Source organism: Corallincola holothuriorum (assembly GCF_003336225.1).
Taxonomy (GTDB): domain Bacteria; phylum Pseudomonadota; class Gammaproteobacteria; order Enterobacterales; family Neiellaceae; genus Corallincola; species Corallincola holothuriorum.
On sequence record NZ_QPID01000001.1, the window covers coordinates 209734 to 229024 of the forward strand.

A 19291-nucleotide genomic window follows, 5' to 3' on the forward strand; every position below is an offset into this window, starting at 1 on the left:
TTTTAAAACAGAACTAACTGAACCTCTAGTTAACTCGCCGGTTGCGTGTCACTTGCTGGGGCTGCTACTTCTGTAGATGTTGTTGCGTCTACCGCTGCACTTGTATCTACTTCTGTTGGCGTTGGCGGTTCACGATAGTCGTGGGGGCGTATCTGTACCAAAATCCCCACCAAAGGATGGTCAAAATAGTGCAATTCGCCACTACGTAATCGACGACTTTGGCTTAGGCGATACCTATAAAGGTAGCCCTCTGTGGGCTTTGTTGTTACCAGCGTGCCGCCAGCTTCAGGATCTTCCTGTTGGGTTAAAGGTAGAGTTTCTGCTGCCAAACTTTGCTCAAGGTTGTCGATGGCGAGTATCGGCTCAGGTGTCGCTAGCGGATCTGTCATTTCGAGGTTGTCAGCACTGCCATAGGTTGATGATGGATCCTCAATCAGCAACGGTAGTTCACGTTCACCGGCAATGCGGTAGTCGAAATCGGCATCGATATAGAGGTAGTGTTCCAGATAGACGCGGAACAGCCCGTCTAGTTGCCACAATGGCATGATTGGTGTGTCAGCAGATTCGACTTCCACTTGCGCAGCCATCGCTGCCGCTAGTTCCGTTTCTTGGGCAGCCAGCATCTCTGTAATGTTGGCTTGTACTTCTTCAGTGGTTAATGGCTGTGGCGCTGCAGGGGCATCGGCGTTAGCACCCGGTGCTGGGTTTTCCGATGCTGCGTTGTCACTGATAATGCACTCACCATCGATAGTCACTGTCCCCACGGGACAGGGTGCTTGATTGCTTGTTGCTAGTTCAGGCTTATGGCGCAATGTACCATCAGCTAGAAATTGGTCAGTAAAGTCCTTACCAGCAAATAGATGCCATTTTGCGCTCTGCTTGCGTGGCACCATGGCTTGACGCCAACCGGTATGTAACATCATTTTGAATTCTGGTCGCCGTTCAATAACTTTACGCTGGGCGACTAATTGCAGCGATTGGTCATCAATCAGGTAGGGGCTGACATCAAAGTCTGGTAGCGCTGGGGCAACGACAATCTCGGGAACGTCTGTTTTAGCGTATGTAGCCGGTGCGGCATCCTCTAGCTCACTCGGTGGACAGGGCTGCGGGATCTGTTCGCTGTCGCTTAAAGGCGCCTTTGTTTCGCCTGCTACTTCTGGCGTACCTGCTTCAAGGCTGTCTGGTGTTGCTGCAGCGCCGTCCATAACGGGATCTGTTGTCAGCTGATCCGCTGGGATGCAGTAGCTGTCGTCGACAGGTGCGACTTCCTCTGCGGGGAAAAGCAGTGCAGACAGCAGATCTGGTGCATTCTGAGTGTCGAGTTTATTGGCTTCTGAAGGCCAATGTTCATTAACGCTGTCGGCAGGCACGTTGCGGCTAAATAGGATCACTTCCACCTCGAACCAACGGGGTTCTTCCTCTTCGGCAACGACGCTGGCGGAGAAAAGTGGCCCTGCCATTAATACGGCTGGTGCTAATGCCAGCGTCAGGATCCGGTTTCGCTTCATCGAGCTCTGTCCTTTTTATGTTTTAAATCGCTGTGATTGCTGAATTCTGCCAGCATTTGCTCTACCAATACCAGTCGTTGTTCGCTGGTTTGTGAAGGTATGATAAATCTAAACTTGTCGGCACCTTCCAGCCTATATTGCGCAGGCTGTGTTTGGATGAGACGAATGATAAACGTTGGGTCGACACATGTCTTGCTAGCAAACTCAACAACACCGCCTTTTGCATGGGCGTCGATACGTTTAATGCCGAGTTTTTCCGCCAGCAAGCGCAGTTCACTAATCTTGAATAGATTCTTGGCTGGCGTTGGCAGTAGGCCAAAACGATCGATCAGTTCGACCTGCAATTCATCTAGGGATTGTTGATCTCTGCAACCGGCGATGCGCTTGTAAAATGACAGGCGCAGATTTACCTCAAAAATGTAATCATCTGGCAGCAGAGCTGGGATCTTCAGTTCAATTTCAGTTTGTTTACCAAGATCATCTTCGAGGTTGATCGGTTCGCCGTTCTGCAGTGCATCAACGGCGTGCTCCAACATCTCCATATATAAACTGAAACCTATGGCCGTTATTTGCCCACTCTGATCTTCACCGAGCAGTTCGCCAGCGCCGCGGATCTCGAGGTCGTGGGTCGCTAACGCAAAACCAGCACCGAGATCTTCAAGCTCCGCAATTGCTTCTAAGCGTTTCTGCGCATCTTTTGTCAATCGTTTCGGCGGTGGTGTGAGTAAATAGGCATAGGCTTGGTGATGAGAACGCCCGACACGACCTCTAAGCTGGTGCAGCTGAGCTAAGCCCAGCTTATCAGCCCGATCCATGATGATGGTATTCGCACTTGCTACGTCAATCCCCGTTTCTATGATGGTGGTACAAAGCAAGATGTTATAGCGCTGATGGTAGAAATCAGTCATTACCTGTTCGAGTTCACGCTCCCGCATCTGGCCATGGGCAACGGAGATGCGCGCTTCTGGCAACAGTTCGGTTAGCTCTTCCATAGTGCGTTCGATGGTGTCGACGCTGTTGTGAAGGAAGTAGACTTGGCCGCCGCGGAGTAGTTCGCGCATGACGGCTTCTCGGATCAGGTGGTTGTCCCGTTGCCGAACAAAGGTTTTCACTGCTAGTCGCCTGGCTGGCGGGGTGGCGATGATAGACAGATCTCGCATGCCACCTAGTGCCATATTTAATGTCCGCGGGATCGGTGTGGCTGTTAATGTGAGGATATCAACGTCTGCACGCAGGGCCTTGATCTTCTCCTTTTGGCGAACGCCAAACCGGTGTTCTTCATCGACAATTAGCAAGCCTAAATCGTTAAATGGGATCTGTTGCTGCAGCAGCTTATGCGTCCCGATCACTATATCAACTTTACCTTCGCCCAGTTGGTCTAGCACTTGTTGGGTTTGCTTCGCTGTGCGGAAGCGGGAAAGTACTTCGATGCTAACAGCATGGCCAGCAAATCGATCGCGGAAGTTGTCGTAATGCTGTTGGGCGAGCAGCGTGGTTGGTACCAGAACGGCGACCTGTTTGCCATTGCTAACAGCGACATAAGCGGCGCGCATCGCTACCTCTGTCTTGCCGAAACCAACGTCGCCACAAACCAAGCGATCCATCGATTTTGCTGCTGACATATCGTTGATTACCGCGGCGATAGCGCTCTTCTGATCCACGGTTTCCTCAAATGGAAAACTCTCGGAGAACGCTTTGTAATCATTATCGAGATTGAAAGCGACCCCTGAGCGCGCGGCGCGATTGGCGTAAATTTGCAGTAACTCGGCGGCGACGTCACGGATCTTTTCTGCGGCCTTACGCTTAATTCTGCCCCAGCTTTCGTTGCCCAATTTATGCAAGGGCGCGTTTTCTGGCTCCGCACCGCTGTATCGACCAATCATATTGAGTGAGGTGACTGGCACATAGAGCTTGGCGTTGCCGGCATACTCTAAGGTGACAAATTCACTGGTCATCCCGCCAGCTTCCAAGGTCTGTAGACCGGCGTAGCGACCAACGCCGTGATCCATGTGGACAACCGGCTGGCCAATTTGTAGCTCAGCCAGGTTTCTTATCAGCTGATCTGGTGACAATGCGCGGCTGGATTTCTGGCGCCGGCGCTGACGAACGCGATTCCCGAATAGTTCGGTTTCGGTGATGATGGTGAGTGGCACCGATGCCAGTGTGACGCTGTGCTCAAACGGCGCGACCAAGATGCCATAAGCATCTTTACTGGCAACAAACGCCATTATTGATTGGATTTTGTTTGGCCGTATGCCCGCTTTATGTAAAAGGTCTAACAGTGCTTCTTGGCGGCCTTCCGACTCAACGACAAACAGTACCTGTGCTGAATGCTCTTTCAGATAGTGCTTTAGGTGAGTGAGGGGCTCGGCATATTTGTGATTAACGGCGATGTCAGTTACCGCATTGGCCGCCAGATTAAAGCGGCCGACTTTACTCGGCTGAGAAGCGGTGGTCAGTTGTGCGCGAGGCCAACGTTTACACTCAGCAAACAGTTTTTCCACTGGCAGGAACAGTTGGTCCGGTTTAAGCAATGGCCTGAGTGGATCGATGCTGCGGTCGTCATAACGCAGCTGCACATCACGGGCAAAATGTTCGGCAGCAGCAACAAGATCCCCGACCTGCAACAGTTGCGCGCTTTCCGGCAGGTAGTCAAACAGGTTTCCTGTTTGTTCGAAAAACAGTGGCAAATAGTACTCAATGCCGGCCGGCATCAACTTCTTACTTACCTGCTGATACAGTGATTCTTTGGCGTTACTGACGGCAAACTGTTCGCGAAACTGAGTGCGGAAACGTTCAATGGCAAACTCGTCCGTGGGGAACTCATGCCCCGGCAAAAGGTTTATCGCGTCGATCGGGGCTTCCGAACGCTGGCTTTCTGGGTCAAACGGCCGGATCGAATCGACTTCATCGTCAAAGAAATCGATACGGTAGGGCACAGTGCTGCCCATGGGATAGAGATCCAAAATGGATCCTCGGACGCTGAATTCACCATGCTCCAACACCTGTTGTACGTGGTGGTAGCCGGAATAGGCGAGCTGCTCTTTAAGCTTGTCGAGGGGCAGGCTCTGTCCCTTATTCACAAACAAGGTGTGACCGCTTAAATAGCTAGGCGGTGCGGTTACCAAGCTCAAAGTGGCAACGGGTACGATTAAGGCCATTTGTGCATCAATCTGCTTGGCCTGCTGCAGCTTATACAGGGTTGATAAGCGTTGTGAGATGATATCCTGATGTGGCGAAAAATTATCGTAAGGTAAGGTTTCCCAATCGGGAAACAGTAATACCTCAACCTCTTGCGCCAGCAATAGGTGAGCCAGCTCAGATTCCAAACGCAGGGCGGTAGGCGTATCCGCAGTGATGATCAAACTGATCCCTGGATGACGGGACACTGTTTCCGCCAATGCGAGCGATTCTGCGGTCGAAAGCGCTTCGCCCCAAAGTTGGATATCCCCAGCTTTGCCGAGTGTTGGTGGATTAAGCAGGTTGAATTGGCTCAATGTACTCATGCGTCCCTAAAACGTTTAGTAAGATCTTGATAATCATCGATACGGCGATCGCGAAGGTAGGGCCAGATGCGGCGCACGGATTCACAGCGTTCCATGTCGATAGTCGCGGTTAACAGCGTCTCCGTTTCCTTGGCATGAGCCAGAAACTCGCCCTGAGGGCCAGTGATAAAACTGTTGCCCCAGAACTGAATGCCTGGGTTGCTGTCAGCAGGATCCGGCTCATGGCCGATGCGGTTACAACTCAACACCGGCAAGCCATTGGCGATGGCGTGACCGCGTTGCACTGTGATCCAAGCATCTAACTGGCGCGCTTTTTCTGCGTCGTCGTCACGGGGATCCCAACCTATGGCGGTTGGATAGATAAGCAGTTCGGCACCGGCCATAGCCATCAGCCTAGCGCCTTCCGGAAACCACTGATCCCAGCACACCAATACGCCAAGGCGACCCACTGAGGTGTCGATGGGCTCAAAGCCAAGATCGCCAGGGGTGAAGTAAAATTTTTCATAGAACCCAGGGTCATCGGGGATATGCATTTTGCGATACTTACCGGCGATCGAGCCATCATTCTCTAGTACCACTGCGGTATTGTGGTAAAGGCCCGCGGCACGTTTTTCAAACAGCGACGCGACAATGACGATGTCTAGCTCTTTAGCTAGAACACCTAGGGCGTCAGTACTTGGGCCGGGTATGGTTTCTGCCAAATCAAAGTAATCAACATCTTCCTGCTGGCAAAAATAGCGACTGCGATGCAGTTCTTGCAGCACCACCAATTCGGCGCCGCCGGATTTAGCCTGACGGATCAGGTCGCAGGTGTGCTGCAGGTTGTCATTTAGATTGTCGCTACAGGCATGCTGAAGCAGGGCGACATTGAGAGTGCGTGACATAATCTTTGCTCCTTTGCTAGCGCCGTTAGGCGAGCGTGCCTTTTGGGATTTGCATAGTGAGACAGTGCAGGCTACCAAATTGCGCTATCACTGCTTGGCAATCGATGCCTATGATTTCACGCCCTGGGTACGCTTGCGCAATGACCGCAAGTGCCTGTTCATCGGCTGGATCGTCGTAAATAGGCACCAGCACCGCGCCATCTATAATCAGATAGTTTGCATAGGTGGCGGGCAAACGCTCGCCCTCACTACTGTATTTGGCTTGTGGCCATGGCAAGGGGAGTAAACGATAGTTAGCGCCGTGGCGGTTTCGTAGCGCGTTTAGTTCTAATTCCATTGCATGTAGTTCTGGGTAGTGTTCATCGTCTACCTTGTCACAGGCGACATACACCAGGGTGTCGTTGGGTGCAAAGCGTACCAGTGTATCGATATGACTATCGGTGTCATCACCTTCGAGCGCGCCGTGACTGAGCCAAAGGAAATGGTCGGCGTAGAGTAGTTCATTTAATCGCTGTTCTATCGCGGTTTGATCGAGCCCAGGGTTACGATTTGGATTGAGCAAGCACTGCTTTGTGAGCAACAGTGTACCGTGGCCGTCCGTTTCGATACCGCCCCCTTCAAGCACCAAATCAATGTTGACTATGGCTGCCTTGAACAGCGCCTGATCGGCCAGTTGTTGATTGATCTGGTTGTCTAGCTCGCTGGGATATTTTCCGCCCCAACCGTTGAAAGTAAAGGAGAGTGGTTGCATTTGGTGGCCATCAAAAACAGTGATTGGACCATGATCTCGCGCCCAACTGTCATTGCTTGTAGCGATCAGGATGCGTACACGGCTCATAACGACACCGGCATGGCTCAACAGTTTAGCGATATGCGCGCGCAGAGGCAGATCTCTGGCGACGATAATCAGGCGCTCAAAGCGGGTGATCGCTTTCGCCATATCAATATAGACGGGCTCGATATGCTCAAGCTGCGTAGCCCAATCTGTCTGGTCGTGGGGCCAGGTCAGCAATACCGCATCTTGAGGCGCCCACTCTGCGGGCAGATAAGCAGCGCGTTGGATCACCCATTGTCTCCTTTACGTTGTTCGGCGCGTTGTTTTAACAGCTTTGACTGAACATGCAAAGTTGCTCTGATCAGCATCTCGTGATCTTCTTCTCTGAGGGTGACAAATTTTGCACCAATTAGATGACTGTCAGCGTCCTGGTCACAACTGATCACTTCGGCATAGGCGAAGACGGCAGCGGCTTCATCGTGAAGAAATATTTTTACTTGGATTAATCGGCCAGCCACCAATGGCTGTGCTGATGTATAGCAGAACTCACTGGCACCAAAACTTACGGTGTGGTGGCGCAAATCAGGATCGTCTTGCATCGACAGCAGGTAGCCCATGATTACGTTGATTTTGCGTGCTTGTAGTTCAAGAAAATTAGATATCTCATCGGCGACGTCGCCCATGTTTCGTAACGCGCGCACGGTACCCTGATCCAAAGTGGAGACTTCAGAAGCCAAGCGGAATGGCTCTGGGATCTCATCAATGAGCTGCTGCTGATCGGGGATCGGTGTCGCCTCCGGCATCACGATCACGTTGATAGGTAGTCGATAAGGTACAGAAAAATATTGATCAGTCATGGGCTATCGGTGCCACTTGCTTGTTATCTCTAGTGAATAGATCTTATTATCCCCCCTGTTTATGCATACATACAACTAAAGCGTCTACCGCAAAGGAACAGATGTTTCATCCTGCCAGCTTATTTATAGGTCTAAGATACAGCCGAGCCCGCAAAGGGCATGGGTTTATCTCCTTTATTAACTTTTTTTCTATCACCGGTGTGATGCTTGGTGTAGCCGCCTTAATTATCGTCACCTCAGTGATGAATGGGTTTGAGTCGGAACTGAAACGCCGTATTTTGGGCATAGTGCCTCAGGTGACCATCCAAGCTGAAGATGGCTCGCCAATCAAAGCGTGGCCAGATCTCATAGAACAGTCTTCGACGATTGCACATGTGAAAGGGGCGACGCCGTTTATTGCTAGCGAGGGGATGGCACAAAGCCGCAAAACCCTACGCGGGGCGATGATTTATGGTGTATGGCCAGAGCAAGAAACGGCACTTTCGACCATCGGCAACCACATGATTTCAGGAGAACTTGGCTGGTTGAAAAGTGGTGAGTTTGGTGTGGTGATTGGACGTGGTATGGGCGCCAAACTGGGCGTTAATGTTGGTGATTCTATTCGTTTAATGGTTGCTGAGGGCAGTGTATTTACCCCGATGGGAAGAATGCCAAGTCAAAGGCGTTTCCGTGTGGTGGGTATGTATGAGGTCGGCGCCGATATCGATACTTTTGTCGTGTTGATCCATGGTGATGACGCTGCCCGTTTGACCCGCAAACCAATCGGTAGCGCCGAGGGGATCAGGTTATATCTGGATGATGCTTTTCTGGCTGACCAAACGGCGACCAAGTTAACTAGCCTATTACCAGCGAAATGGCAGGTGGATACCTGGAGCCGAAGTCAGGGGAAGTTATTTTCGGCGGTGAAAATGGAAAAGAATATGATGTGGTTGCTGCTGTCACTGATCATTGCCGTCGCGGCGTTTAATATCGTTTCTGCGTTGGTGATGCTGGTTGGTGAAAAACGCGCCGAGATCGCGATCCTTAAAACCTTGGGCTTAACCCCCGCTGGCGTGCAGACGGTTTTTCTTTTTCAGGGCATCTACAACGGTGTCGTTGGTACTTTGTTGGGGTTGATTATCGGCTCGGCGATTGTGTTGAACCTTGATGTGTTGACGCCGATATTAAATCTACCCCTGGTACCTGCGCCGGGCCTTGGCAATCGCTCAATGCCTGTGGAGTATCAAATTGAGCAAGTGGCCATGTTGGCTAGCGTCGCGGTGGCGCTTTGTATCGCGGCCGCTTTCTATCCCGCATGGCGGGCATCTAAGATCCAACCTGCGGAAGCATTAAGATATGAGTAAGCCGTTACTGGTCTGTGATTCGGTATCTAAGACCTATCAAGAAGGTAAGTTAACAACAGAGGTATTAAAAGGCGTTAGCTTGTCGGTCAATGAGGGTGAGATGTTGGCGATTGTCGGCTCTTCGGGCTCAGGCAAAAGCACCTTGTTACATCTGTTAGGGGCTTTGGATACACCGTCGGAGGGGAAGGTGATCCTTGATGGCGATGATATCTATCAGATGAGCGCCACACAGCAGTGCCAACTTCGTAATAAAAAGCTCGGGTTTGTTTATCAATTTCATCACCTATTACCAGAGTTCAATGCGTTGGAAAATGTGGCGATGCCACTGTTGATCGGCGGTGTTTCAGGCAGCGACGCACGTAAAAGGGCGGCAAAAATGTTGGAGCGCGTCGGCTTATCGCACCGTGAGAAACATCGGCCGTCGGAACTTTCCGGTGGTGAACGTCAGCGCGTCGCTATTGCCCGAGCATTGGTGACTGAGCCACGCATTGTGTTAGCTGATGAACCGACGGGTAATCTCGATTCCAATACTGGTGAAGCAGTGTATCAGTTGATGTTGAGCCTAAATGAAACACTCGGTACCAGTTTTATCGTCGTGACCCATGATTTGGCACTGGCAGGGCGGTTGCACCGTAAGATATCGCTGGTCAACGGTTTGCTTGAGGAGCCAGCACACTGATGCAGCATTTGGCACTTTGGATCGCATTCCGTTTTAGTCGCGCTCGGCAACGTAATCGGTTTATCTCTTTTATCTCAGCTTCCTCGACCTTTGGTATTGCGCTTGGGGTGATGGTGTTGATCACCTTACTTAGCGCTATGAATGGTTTTGAACAGGCACTTAAAGATCGTTTACTTTCGGTGGTTCCCCACGGTGAAGTAACTGCTGTGAGGGAGCCGATTGTCGATTGGAAATCACTATCGGCATCCGCGATAGCCGATCCCGCCGTGGTTGCCGCTGCGCCCTTCGTGAAGTTCAATGCGATGCTTGAACGAGGTGGCAAAATGAAGGCGATTGAATCTCGTGGCGTTGATCTCGATTATGAATTAGATGTGTCGGATATCGGCGCGTATTTGTTGCCTGAGCCTGCAGACACCTTGGTTGATAATGAATTGTGGCTCGGTAAAACCATTGCGGATGAGCTGTCGCTTGCCGTCGGCGACAAGGTGATGATGCTGATCCCGACGCTTGACCCGCAGATGAGAATGAAGCCGCCAAAGCGTAAGATGTTTGTAGTGAAGCGCTTGATTCAGATGGGTGGTGAACTGGACGCGAGTGCCGCGTTAATCTCTATTGATACCGCTGCAGAATTGAGCGGGTGGCAAGGTGGTGTGCAGGGGATCCGCTTTAAATTTGGCGATGTGATGGCTGCGCCCCGCTTGGTAAGGAACGCAGCCTATGAGATGGCGCATTACCTCTATATCAGTGACTGGACACGTACCCAAGGGCATCTATATAGCGATATCCAATTGGTCCGCGGGATCGTCTATATGGTGTTAACCTTGGTTATCGCTGTGGCCAGTTTTAATATCGTGTCGACGCTGGTACTGGCGGTACAGGATAAGCAGTCAGAGATAGCGATCTTGAAAACCATGGGGACGACAGATGCTATGGTGATGAAGATCTTTATCTTACAGGGGCTATTTAACGGCGTACTGGGAAGTCTGATTGGAGCGGGACTCGGTGTCTTGATAGCCAGTTCGTTAGGGCAAATTGCGCAGGGTGTAGAGCGGCTGTTAGGGCATAAACTACTGGACGCCGAGATCTACTTTATCGACTTTCTGCCGTCTTTGCTTAGTATCAGCGACGTCGTGTTTACCGTGATTGTTGCGATTGCTTTGTCTCTGCTGGCAACACTCTATCCGGCATGGAAAGCGAGTAAAATATTGCCAGCCAATGTGCTTGGACAATCAGTCTAACTGCGTCGCTGCCTGCGTTGGCGCAGGTGGCGAACTACCGAATAACGCCACAGTAATCTTATAGCAAAATAGCCTATTGCCCCTGACACCACACCACAGATCAAGCAGCCTAGAATAAATGGGTAACCTAGGTGAGCAAAACTGTCAGCTAAACCTTGCCAAGAGAGTTCAAAGCTAAACGCCTTTTCACTGCCTCCAGTGATCCATACGCCCACCAGATAGGCGCTATAAAATAGCGGGGGCATAGTGATTGGATTGCTGATCCAAACCAATGCCACTGATAACGGCAGATTAACCCGGATAAAGATTGCGATAGCGGCGGCGGTCACCATCTGAAATGGGATCGGTAGAAATGCCACAAACAGACCTATGGCAAAAGCGCCAGCCGCAGAGCGTCGATTGAGATGAAACAGGTTCGGATCGTGCAGTAGGGTGCCGAACATCTGTAAGTACTTATGGCTTTTGATAGTTTCATGGCTGGGCATGAACCGCTTTAACGTCTTTTTTGGCATATAGTGTGTAAACCCAGTCTCAAATTTCTTATTAACAAAAGCTACTGTGCAATCAATTTTTATCGGATTTCTTATTGGCGCCATCACGGCTGCGCAATCACCTTGGGTGGTTGACCCCGTTTGGTTCAGTTGCAGTATTTTATTGCTGCCCTGGTGTCGTCAAAAGTGGTGTCGAACCTGCCTAGCTTTGCTCGCCGGAGTCACTTGGCTCTGTCTATTTAACGCCAATTACGCAGCTAATATTCTACCCGATGAATTAGCGGGGCAAGACATTACCACAACTAGTGAGATCATTTCATTACCACGGCGCATTGACGATGGTTGGCGTTTTATGGTTCGGCTAAAAGCGTACGAGTCGTCTGACAGTATAGGATATCCATTTGCACCGCCAATTTGGCAAGGAAAGGTCAAGCTAAATTGGTATCACACCGAGCTCACGCCAAAGCTTGGCGATGTTTGGCAGTGGCGGGTGCGCCTAAAGCCGCCTGTGGGCTTCGCCAATGACGGGGGGATGGACTATGAAAAATACCTGGTGAGTCAAGAGGTACACGCCGCAGGATATATTCGCGGCGAAATTCGACAGTTAACAACGGCTACGAACTATCGAGAGCAGCTACGTGCAAAAATTAGTGCTCTCGTTCAATCGTTAAGCCATAAAGATCTGATATTAGCTTTGACGTTAGGTGATCGTAGTTTGATCTCTAGTGACCGCTGGCAGCTGCTTAGTGTAACTGGCACAAGCCATCTGATCGCGATATCAGGTTTACATATCGGACTGATTTTTCTCCTCGCTCATAAGTTGCTGACCGCTGTCATGGGCTGGGTGCCCTACCTATCTAATCGGATCACTGTAAAAGTACCACTGGTTATCTGCTTAGCTTTGTCGGTGAGCGGTGTATACGCGCTGTTGTCAGGTTTTGCATTGCCAGCACAACGAGCATGGTTTGGGATAGCTATTTGGTGTGCTCTTTCTTGCTTACATGTGCGGATCAGTCGCATGACTGGGCTACTGGCATTGATGGCGCTATTCGTTATTGTTTCACCCGCGGTGTTATATGGCGCTAGTTTTTGGTTGTCGTTCGGGGCTGTGGCCAACATCGCTTTGCTGCACTGGTGGTGGTGTCGCAGGGAAGGGCAGGCTATTTCACGCAAAATAGCTGAGCTACTGGTGATGCAATTGGGGCTCTCTGTGATGATGATGCCACTGACTTTGTTGCAGCTTGGCTTTGTTGCGCCGCTAACGCCAATAAGTAACCTGTTGGTTGTGCCATTAATTACGTTTGTAGTTGTGCCTTTGTTGCTTGTTAGTGTGGTTATATTGCTGTTTTCCCCAGTGCTTGCGGGATCCATGTTTGTGTTTGTCGACCAGATTTTGGCTCTGTTTACATGGTGGTTGAATTGGCTCAGCTCTGGTGGCTTAGGTACCTATATACTGCCCATCATCGTTGCTTGCTTACTGTTTTTTGCCGTAATACTTGTTGCTGTTAATCGCCGTTTTTGGCCATTAGCGCTTTGCCTGGCGAGCTCACCGCTATTGCTGTCATTAAGAACAGTAGATCCAAGCCGTTGGCAGATCGAGGTGTTTGATGTGGGGCAGGGACTGGCGGTGGTCATCCAGCAAGGGGATGACGTACTGCTTTATGATACGGGAAACCGATATAAGAGTGGCTTTGTTGTTGCGGAACATACAGTGGTGCCTTGGCTGATTCAGCACAACATTAGCCGATTAACCTACCTAGTATTAAGCCATGATGATACCGACCACGTTGGTGGGGCTGAAGCTGTTTTAAGTAAGATGGATGTTGGTACTTTGATATCGCCAACGGTCGGGTCTCATCGTGATCTGTCTAGCGAGCAACTAGAGCGTGTCCGTTGCCAGGCCGGGCAAACACTATTTTTTAACGAGCTTGAGATAAACATGCTCAGCCCGTCTCTTCCTTTAACTCGTAACAAGAACGATCGAAGCTGCGTGTTACATATCTCTGATGGCCGCCATAGTTTAATGTTGACCGGTGACATTGAACGTTCAGCTGAGCTGGAAATGTTGCGTAATGGCGTGACTCTTCCCAGTAATGTCTTGCTGGCACCCCATCATGGTAGCGGCAGTTCCTCCTCTTTGGCTTGGTTGACTGCTGTTGCTCCCGATTATGCGGTGTTTAGTCGTGGCGCCTATAATCGCTATCGGTTTCCCGCGGAAGAAGTGAAAGAGCGTTATCATTCGTTATCAGTGGAAACACTCGATACAGCTTGTAGCGGTCAAATCAGTATTGAAGTGACAACTGAAGGGCTTAGTGTGGCGCATTATCGCCAAAGAACAGGCGTATTTAGCCATGCTAAGTGGTATCAACGTTTGTCCGGGTGCCGTAAGGCACGGTAGAATAACCTGTTTTTTCTAAGTGATGAGAACGCCATAGTGAGCGAAACTACGCAACAATCGAATTTTAAGCGCCTTATTTCCTATATGAAGCCCTATAAGCTGGGTTTCATCGCGGCCATTGTTGCGATGGTTGGTTACGCCGGTATCGATTCATTATTTATCTATTCCATTAAGCCATTAATTGATGAGGGCCTGACAAATAAAAACCCCGGGGTGCTGACTTACGCGCCGATATTTGTGGTGGGTGCGTTTTGTCTTCGTGGATTATTTAATTTTGTCTCTACCTATTGCTTGTCGTGGGTAGGTAGCAACGTAGTGATGACGATGCGGCAATCACTGTTCGATCATATGATGCGAATGCCTGTGCCCTATTTTGATTCGCAAACCACCGGTCAATTGATATCCAAGATCACCTATGACACCGAGCAGGTCGCAAATGCTGCGAGCAAGACCTTGGTAATCATCGTTAAAGAAGGTGCGTTTGTCGTCGGTATGCTGGCTTTGATGTTTTATCAGAGCTGGCAGTTGTCACTCATATTTTTACTTATCGGTCCGATCATCGCTGTGGTCGTGCGTTTCGTCAGTAAGCGGTTTCGGAAAATTAGTCGTCAGATCCAAAATGCGATGGGTAATATCACCACCTCCGCCGAGCAGATGCTAAATGGCCATAAAGTGGTGTTAACGTTTGGCGGACAAGCGATCGAGTCTGAGCGGTTTAGAAAGATCAGTAATAAAACCCGCCGCCAAAATATGAAAATGGTTGCTGCCAGTGCCATTAGCGTACCGGTGATTCAAATTATTGCCTCTTTCGCCTTAGCCACAGTGCTGTTTGTTGCAAGTTTTGACAGCATGATGGAAACGCTCACTCCTGGCACCTTTACCGTCATCATCACCTCCATGATCATGTTACTGCGGCCCTTGAAGCAGCTCACTTCGGTCAATAGTCAATTTCAAAAAGGGATGGCTGCTAGTGCCAGTATTTTTGCTGTTTTAGACGAAGAAGAGGAAACTGATAACGGCACGAAAGAGTTAGTAAGAGCGAAAGGTGACTTACGGATTAACAACGTCACATTCACCTATCAAGGCAAAGAAACACCCGCGTTAGAGAACATCAACCTCAGCATTGAACCCGGGCAGACGGTGGCATTGGTCGGGCGTTCCGGGAGCGGCAAGTCAACCATTACTAGTTTGCTGACTCGTTTCTATCCCTATCAGGATGGCACTATTACCCTTGATGGCATTGAGGTAAATGATTTTAAATTGGCCAATCTAAGAAGCCAGTTTGCTACCGTATCTCAGCACGTTACGCTGTTTGACGATACTATCGCTAACAATATCGCTTATGCCTGTGATGACAGTGTTACCCGGGAGCAAATAGAGGCAGCGGCTAAAAGTGCACACGTTTTAGAGTTCGCGCAATCTATGCCCGACGGCTTGGATACCCAAGTCGGTGAAAACGGCGTGATGTTATCTGGCGGTCAGCGCCAACGCATAGCGATAGCTCGCGCATTGCTGCGGGATGCGCCTATTTTGATCCTCGATGAAGCGACTTCCGCCCTCGATACTGAGAGTGAGCGTCATATTCAGGGGGCTTTGGAGGCGCTACAGGCTAACCGCACCAGTCTGGTCATTGCCCATCGGCTTTCAACCATTCAGAACGCCGATAAGATCGTCGTACTTGATGGTGGTCGGATCATCGAACAGGGCACTCATGAGGTGTTGCTGGCGAAAGATGGTTCCTATGCTCAACTCCATAAGATGCAATTTGGTGATTAATGCTGTCACCACTTCCTAAAGCCTGGTACGACGGCAGCCTATGGCCCAAACTATTGGTTCCTTTTTCTGCGCTGTTTCACATGATAAGCCGGTTACGCCGTTGGTATATTTGCCGTTATCGCCAAGTTGAGCCGCAGGTTCCGGTGATAGTCGTTGGCAATATCAGTGTCGGAGGCACAGGCAAGACTCCACTGGTTATTTGGCTTTGTGAGCATCTTACGGAAAAGGGCTATCGTGTCGGTGTTGTGTCGAGAGGATATGGTGGCAATGCGCCGACCTACCCATACCATTTGCAAGCTGATAGCCGAGCAGAGCAGGTTGGTGATGAGCCACTGCTGATTGCTCGCCGGACGGGCGTGCCAGTGGTCGTTGGTGCAGATCGGTTGGCAGCGATAGAATTGCTACTGCATAGTGCGGATGTCGACCTGATTATCAGTGATGATGGGCTTCAGCATTACCGTATGGGCCGGCACATTGAGATCGCTGTGATAGATGGTGACAGGCAATTGGGTAATGGTTTGTTGTTGCCTGCTGGCCCTTTACGGGAAACGAGTCGGCGTCTATCGGAAGTGGATTTTATTATTCAAAATGGTGGTGAGCTGGGTACCGAAGCAAAGGGGCGCTACCAGATGTTACTTGAACCTGATCCCCCTACACCTGTTGATGGTGAAGCAGAGCAAGTACCAATCGAGCAGCTGGGCTCTCTCGCTTTAGCGGCAGGCATAGGAAATCCACAAAGGTTTTTCTCATTGGTTACTCAGCTCGGCGGCAATGTAGTCAAAGAGACACCACTAGCAGATCACTGTGGATTCAATCCGCAATTGCTGCTTCAACTTCAGGGGGAGGCGGCTTGTTTGCTGGTCACTGAAAAGGACGCAGTTAAGTGTCAAAGCAACGGTCACGTAAATTTGTGGTATTTACCCATCTCTGCGCAGCTACCAGATCATTTTTTGTCGCAGTTGTGCGATAGGATTAACCAGGAAGACAGAGTTAACCATGTTAAAAGATAAGAAATTATTAGAAATAATCGCTTGCCCTTGTTGTAAGGGAAAGCTGCTATTTACTCCAAACAAAGACGCGCTACTTTGCCGGTTTGATAAGCTGGTGTTTGCTATTGATGATGGCATACCCGTGTTGTTAGAAAGTGAGGCGCGCACCGCGACTGAAGCTGAGATGGCGGGATAACATCAAACGTTGCCACAAGCTGCATAATACATTCAGTTAGTCTTTAGCTATCTATTCAGTTGTTTTATAACTTCACAGCTTGCTTACCCTAACTATTCAGTCAATATCCGGTAAGTCAGCTGCCGCTATTGCACGGCGACTATCTGTTTATGAGTCATTTTTTAACCAATAGTAGACCGATGAGCCAAATCAAGGCATAGTGACGTAGATCACCTTTTTTGGTGTTCCTGAATAGGGCGTCGCAGGTTGCGGCTTTGCTATATCGATAGCAGAACAGCAAAGCTAGCTGTCAGATATTTATATTGTTTTAGGAATAAAATATGGTTGAAGCGATTACCGGAATGTTGTTAACGGTTGTGGGCGTAGTGGTATTGGCCAAACAAGTTGCATTAAGAAATCATTCCGGCAGGCGCTATTTTGACTCTCTGACGCGAGGGAAAATGCTGTGTTGGAAGAGTGAAGAGTTGATGCGTGTTCGCAGAAGCCTGCAGTATGGAAAGATTTTTATTGGTTTTCTAGCTTTCATACTGCTTTCGGTACTGTTGGGGGCAATTTCGGCCCATGTTATACCTTCTACGGCCTATGTTGTTTTAACTATTACTATTTGTATTCTCTGGGCGTCTCTGCAATTTCCGGGTGAATTTAAGAAAGAATTTTTTTCCGGTAAGCCACTGTTGATGGTTTGCATTCTGTTGCCTTGGCCACTGCTATTGTTGGATTGGATGGTCGACCTTCACCCTGGAATGTTGTTCGGTTTTGTCAAGGACCTGCAGTTGTTTGGGGTGAGTGATCCAAATCGTTTTCAGCTTGCCTTCTATCTTTCTTGTTTGCTGACCTGCATTGTGTTTTGTTTGCGGATTATTATTTTGCTGGCGATGTCGTTGCCTGCTTTGGTGTTAGCCAACTGCTATCGCGTGCAGCAAAGAGTTCTGCATTGCTCTCATTGGTGTTGGCGTCGTAGCTCTGTGGCTGTTGTTGCTATTTTGGCTGGGGTCTACCTCAGTTGGATAGGTTAACAGTCACTAGTTTTTTTTAGACAAAAAAGGCAGCCGAAGCTGCCTTTTTTAATCTTTGAGCAAGACCAATCAACGTTCTTCTGTTGATTTGAATCCTTTATCTATTTCACCGATATATAGCTGGCGTGGACGGCCGATCTTCTGGCCTGCGTCACTCATCATTTCATTCCAATGAGCTATCCAACCAACCGTGCGTGACAGCGCAAAAATCACTGTGAACATATTGGTCGGAATGCCAATCGCTTTCAAGATAATACCAGAGTAGAAATCTACGTTAGGGTAGAGTTTCTTCGAAACGAAGTATTCATCTTCCAGCGCGATCCGCTCAAGCTCCATCGCTACATCAAGCAGAGGATCTTTGATCTTTAACTTATCGAGAACTTCGTGACAGGTTTCGCGCATCACAGTTGCTCGTGGATCATGGTTCTTGTAAACACGGTGACCAAAGCCCATCAAGCGGAAAGAATCATCTTTATCCTTCGCGCGTTCGATAAACTCAGGAATGCGGTCAACATTACCGATCTCTTCAAGCATGTTGAGGCAAGCTTCATTGGCGCCACCATGAGCTGGGCCCCATAGAGAAGCAATACCTGCCGCGATACAAGCGAACGGATTAGCACCAGAGGAGCCGGCCAAGCGAACGGTCGATGTTGAAGCGTTCTGCTCGTGATCAGCATGCAGGGTAAATATTCGATCCATCGCTTTAGCAACGATAGGATCTGGTGTGTATTCTGCACACGGTGTAGCGAACATCATGTAAAGGAAATTCTCTGCATAGCCGAGATCATTTCTAGGGTACATGAATGGCTGACCGACATTGTACTTAAAGCACATTGCGGCGATTGTTGGCATTTTAGAGATCAGTCGGTAGGCTGCGATCTCACGATGACGTTCATTGGTGATGTCCAATGAGTCGTGATAGAAGGCTGACATGGTACCAACCATGCCACACATGATAGCCATCGGGTGCGCATCTCGGCGGAAGCCCTGCAAGCATCGTGTGAGTTGTTCATTCAGCATCGTGTGTTCGGAAACAATACGGCTAAATTCTGCATATTGCGTTGCATTGGGCAGTTCGCCGTACAACAGCAGATAGCATACTTCGAGATAGCTAGCGTTGTTCGCTAAATCGTCGATAGCATAACCGCGGTGTTGCAGGATGCCCTTACTACCGTTGATGAAGGTGATCGTAGACTCGCACGATGCGGTCGAAAGAAAACCTGGGTCAAATGTGAAATAACCATATTTGCCGAGGGTTCTGATATCTATTACGTCATGGCCCGCGGTACCGGAAAGCACGGGGAGTTCTATCTCCTGGCCACCGACGTGAAGAACTGCTTTCTTCTCCGTCATTTCAGGATTCTCCTTATTGGAATTGTATGATGCTCCCAAAATTAAGCGCAGTATTATTAACCGCTGCATAGGGCAGCTGTCAATTATCTATGCATTAAATCCCGTCTTGGATGCATAATTTATCATTATTACAAGTTAGTACCTGATTACAACATCTCTTGAAACAAAGATCTATTTCAGAGGTGAATAGAATTCTCCCTGATACAAATCAAAATTTAAAGAATTGTAATAAAAAAATGTCGTGGATATACTGCCCACACTACGCCCTCAAACGTAGGCAGA

At 49.4% G+C, this 19291-nt stretch carries 15 protein-coding genes; 8 read left to right on the forward strand and 7 right to left on the reverse strand.

Annotation, left to right across the window (positions count from 1 at the left end):
• Positions 1-29: 29 nt before the first annotated feature.
• From DU002_RS00990 to DU002_RS01010, 5 genes are read right to left on the reverse strand one after another with little or no spacing between them, the layout of a single operon-like run.
• Positions 30-1508 (reverse strand): CsiV family protein, encoded by a 1479-nt coding sequence (locus DU002_RS00990; RefSeq protein WP_114336484.1) that lies wholly within the window; start codon positions 1506-1508, stop codon positions 30-32.
• Entirely contained in the window at positions 1505-5014 is a 3510-nt protein-coding gene (gene mfd, locus DU002_RS00995) for a transcription-repair coupling factor (RefSeq protein WP_114336485.1), read from the reverse strand. The genes DU002_RS00990 and mfd overlap by 4 nt, the downstream gene beginning before the upstream one ends.
• Entirely contained in the window at positions 5011-5898 is an 888-nt protein-coding gene (locus DU002_RS01000; RefSeq protein ID WP_114336486.1) for a carbon-nitrogen hydrolase, read from the reverse strand. Before DU002_RS01000 ends, mfd begins: the two co-directional genes overlap by 4 nt.
• A gap of 25 nt (positions 5899-5923) precedes the next feature.
• A complete protein-coding gene (locus DU002_RS01005; protein ID WP_114336487.1) occupies positions 5924-6964 on the reverse strand; it encodes an agmatine deiminase family protein in 1041 nt (346 codons plus the stop codon).
• Complete coding sequence (locus tag DU002_RS01010; RefSeq protein ID WP_114336488.1) at positions 6961-7530, reverse strand: PilZ domain-containing protein; 570 nt, start codon at positions 7528-7530, stop codon at positions 6961-6963. Before DU002_RS01010 ends, DU002_RS01005 begins: the two co-directional genes overlap by 4 nt.
• Before the next feature lie 101 nt (positions 7531-7631).
• Between DU002_RS01010 and DU002_RS01015 the strand changes: the two genes are divergently transcribed.
• The 3 genes from DU002_RS01015 to lolE are packed head-to-tail and all read left to right on the forward strand — an operon-like array spanning position 7632 to position 10790.
• Positions 7632-8873, forward strand: coding sequence for a lipoprotein-releasing ABC transporter permease subunit (locus DU002_RS01015; RefSeq protein ID WP_114336489.1), 1242 nt, complete (start codon positions 7632-7634; stop codon positions 8871-8873).
• Entirely contained in the window at positions 8866-9552 is a 687-nt protein-coding gene (gene lolD / locus DU002_RS01020) for a lipoprotein-releasing ABC transporter ATP-binding protein LolD (RefSeq protein WP_114336490.1), read from the forward strand. Before DU002_RS01015 ends, lolD begins: the two co-directional genes overlap by 8 nt.
• Positions 9552-10790 (forward strand): lipoprotein-releasing ABC transporter permease subunit LolE, encoded by a 1239-nt coding sequence (gene lolE, locus DU002_RS01025; protein WP_114336491.1) that lies wholly within the window; start codon positions 9552-9554, stop codon positions 10788-10790. Before lolD ends, lolE begins: the two co-directional genes overlap by 1 nt.
• On the opposite strand, the gene DU002_RS01030 is transcribed toward lolE, so the two are convergent.
• Positions 10787-11302: a DUF2062 domain-containing protein gene (locus DU002_RS01030; protein WP_114336492.1), complete on the reverse strand. Its 516-nt coding sequence runs from the start codon at positions 11300-11302 to the stop codon at positions 10787-10789. The two genes, lolE and DU002_RS01030, sit on opposite strands and share 4 nt — an antisense overlap.
• A 46-nt stretch (positions 11303-11348) precedes the next feature.
• Between DU002_RS01030 and DU002_RS01035 the strand changes: the two genes are divergently transcribed.
• The 5 genes from DU002_RS01035 to DU002_RS01055 all read left to right on the forward strand — a co-directional run bounded on the left by DU002_RS01035 (position 11349) and on the right by DU002_RS01055 (position 17656).
• Positions 11349-13679, forward strand: coding sequence for a DNA internalization-related competence protein ComEC/Rec2 (locus DU002_RS01035; protein WP_114336493.1), 2331 nt, complete (start codon positions 11349-11351; stop codon positions 13677-13679).
• Positions 13680-13712: 33 nt separating this feature from the next.
• Positions 13713-15455, forward strand: coding sequence for a lipid A ABC transporter ATP-binding protein/permease MsbA (gene msbA / locus DU002_RS01040; RefSeq protein ID WP_114336494.1), 1743 nt, complete (start codon positions 13713-13715; stop codon positions 15453-15455).
• The gene (lpxK, locus tag DU002_RS01045; RefSeq protein ID WP_114336495.1) at positions 15455-16465 is read left to right on the forward strand and encodes a tetraacyldisaccharide 4'-kinase; all 1011 of its coding nucleotides are present in this window, start codon (positions 15455-15457) and stop codon (positions 16463-16465) included. Before msbA ends, lpxK begins: the two co-directional genes overlap by 1 nt.
• On the forward strand, positions 16452-16640 hold the full coding sequence (locus DU002_RS01050; RefSeq protein WP_114336496.1) for a Trm112 family protein: 189 nt from the start codon (positions 16452-16454) through the stop codon (positions 16638-16640). Before lpxK ends, DU002_RS01050 begins: the two co-directional genes overlap by 14 nt.
• Before the next feature lie 320 nt (positions 16641-16960).
• Positions 16961-17656, forward strand: coding sequence for a hypothetical protein (locus tag DU002_RS01055; protein WP_114336497.1), 696 nt, complete (start codon positions 16961-16963; stop codon positions 17654-17656).
• A gap of 69 nt (positions 17657-17725) precedes the next feature.
• Here the strand turns inward: DU002_RS01055 and DU002_RS01060 are convergent, their stop codons facing one another.
• Positions 17726-19009, reverse strand: a complete 1284-nt coding sequence (locus DU002_RS01060; RefSeq protein WP_114336498.1) for a citrate synthase — start codon at positions 19007-19009, stop codon at positions 17726-17728.
• Positions 19010-19291 lie beyond the last annotated feature (282 nt).

Coding starts and splice junctions, on each gene's coding strand:
- DU002_RS01000 (WP_114336486.1), bottom strand. CDS start 5,898: ATGTCACGCACTCTCAATGTCGCCCTGCTTCAGCATGCCTGTAGCGAC.
- DU002_RS01010 (WP_114336488.1), bottom strand. CDS start 7,530: ATGACTGATCAATATTTTTCTGTACCTTATCGACTACCTATCAACGTG.
- lolD (WP_114336490.1), top strand. CDS start 8,866: ATGAGTAAGCCGTTACTGGTCTGTGATTCGGTATCTAAGACCTATCAA.
- DU002_RS01030 (WP_114336492.1), bottom strand. CDS start 11,302: ATGCCAAAAAAGACGTTAAAGCGGTTCATGCCCAGCCATGAAACTATC.
- lolE (WP_114336491.1), top strand. CDS start 9,552: ATGCAGCATTTGGCACTTTGGATCGCATTCCGTTTTAGTCGCGCTCGG.
- DU002_RS00990 (WP_114336484.1), bottom strand. CDS start 1,508: ATGAAGCGAAACCGGATCCTGACGCTGGCATTAGCACCAGCCGTATTA.
- DU002_RS01055 (WP_114336497.1), top strand. CDS start 16,961: ATGGTTGAAGCGATTACCGGAATGTTGTTAACGGTTGTGGGCGTAGTG.
- DU002_RS01060 (WP_114336498.1), bottom strand. CDS start 19,009: ATGACGGAGAAGAAAGCAGTTCTTCACGTCGGTGGCCAGGAGATAGAA.
- DU002_RS01015 (WP_114336489.1), top strand. CDS start 7,632: ATGTTTCATCCTGCCAGCTTATTTATAGGTCTAAGATACAGCCGAGCC.
- lpxK (WP_114336495.1), top strand. CDS start 15,455: ATGCTGTCACCACTTCCTAAAGCCTGGTACGACGGCAGCCTATGGCCC.
- DU002_RS01050 (WP_114336496.1), top strand. CDS start 16,452: ATGTTAAAAGATAAGAAATTATTAGAAATAATCGCTTGCCCTTGTTGT.
- mfd (WP_114336485.1), bottom strand. CDS start 5,014: ATGAGTACATTGAGCCAATTCAACCTGCTTAATCCACCAACACTCGGC.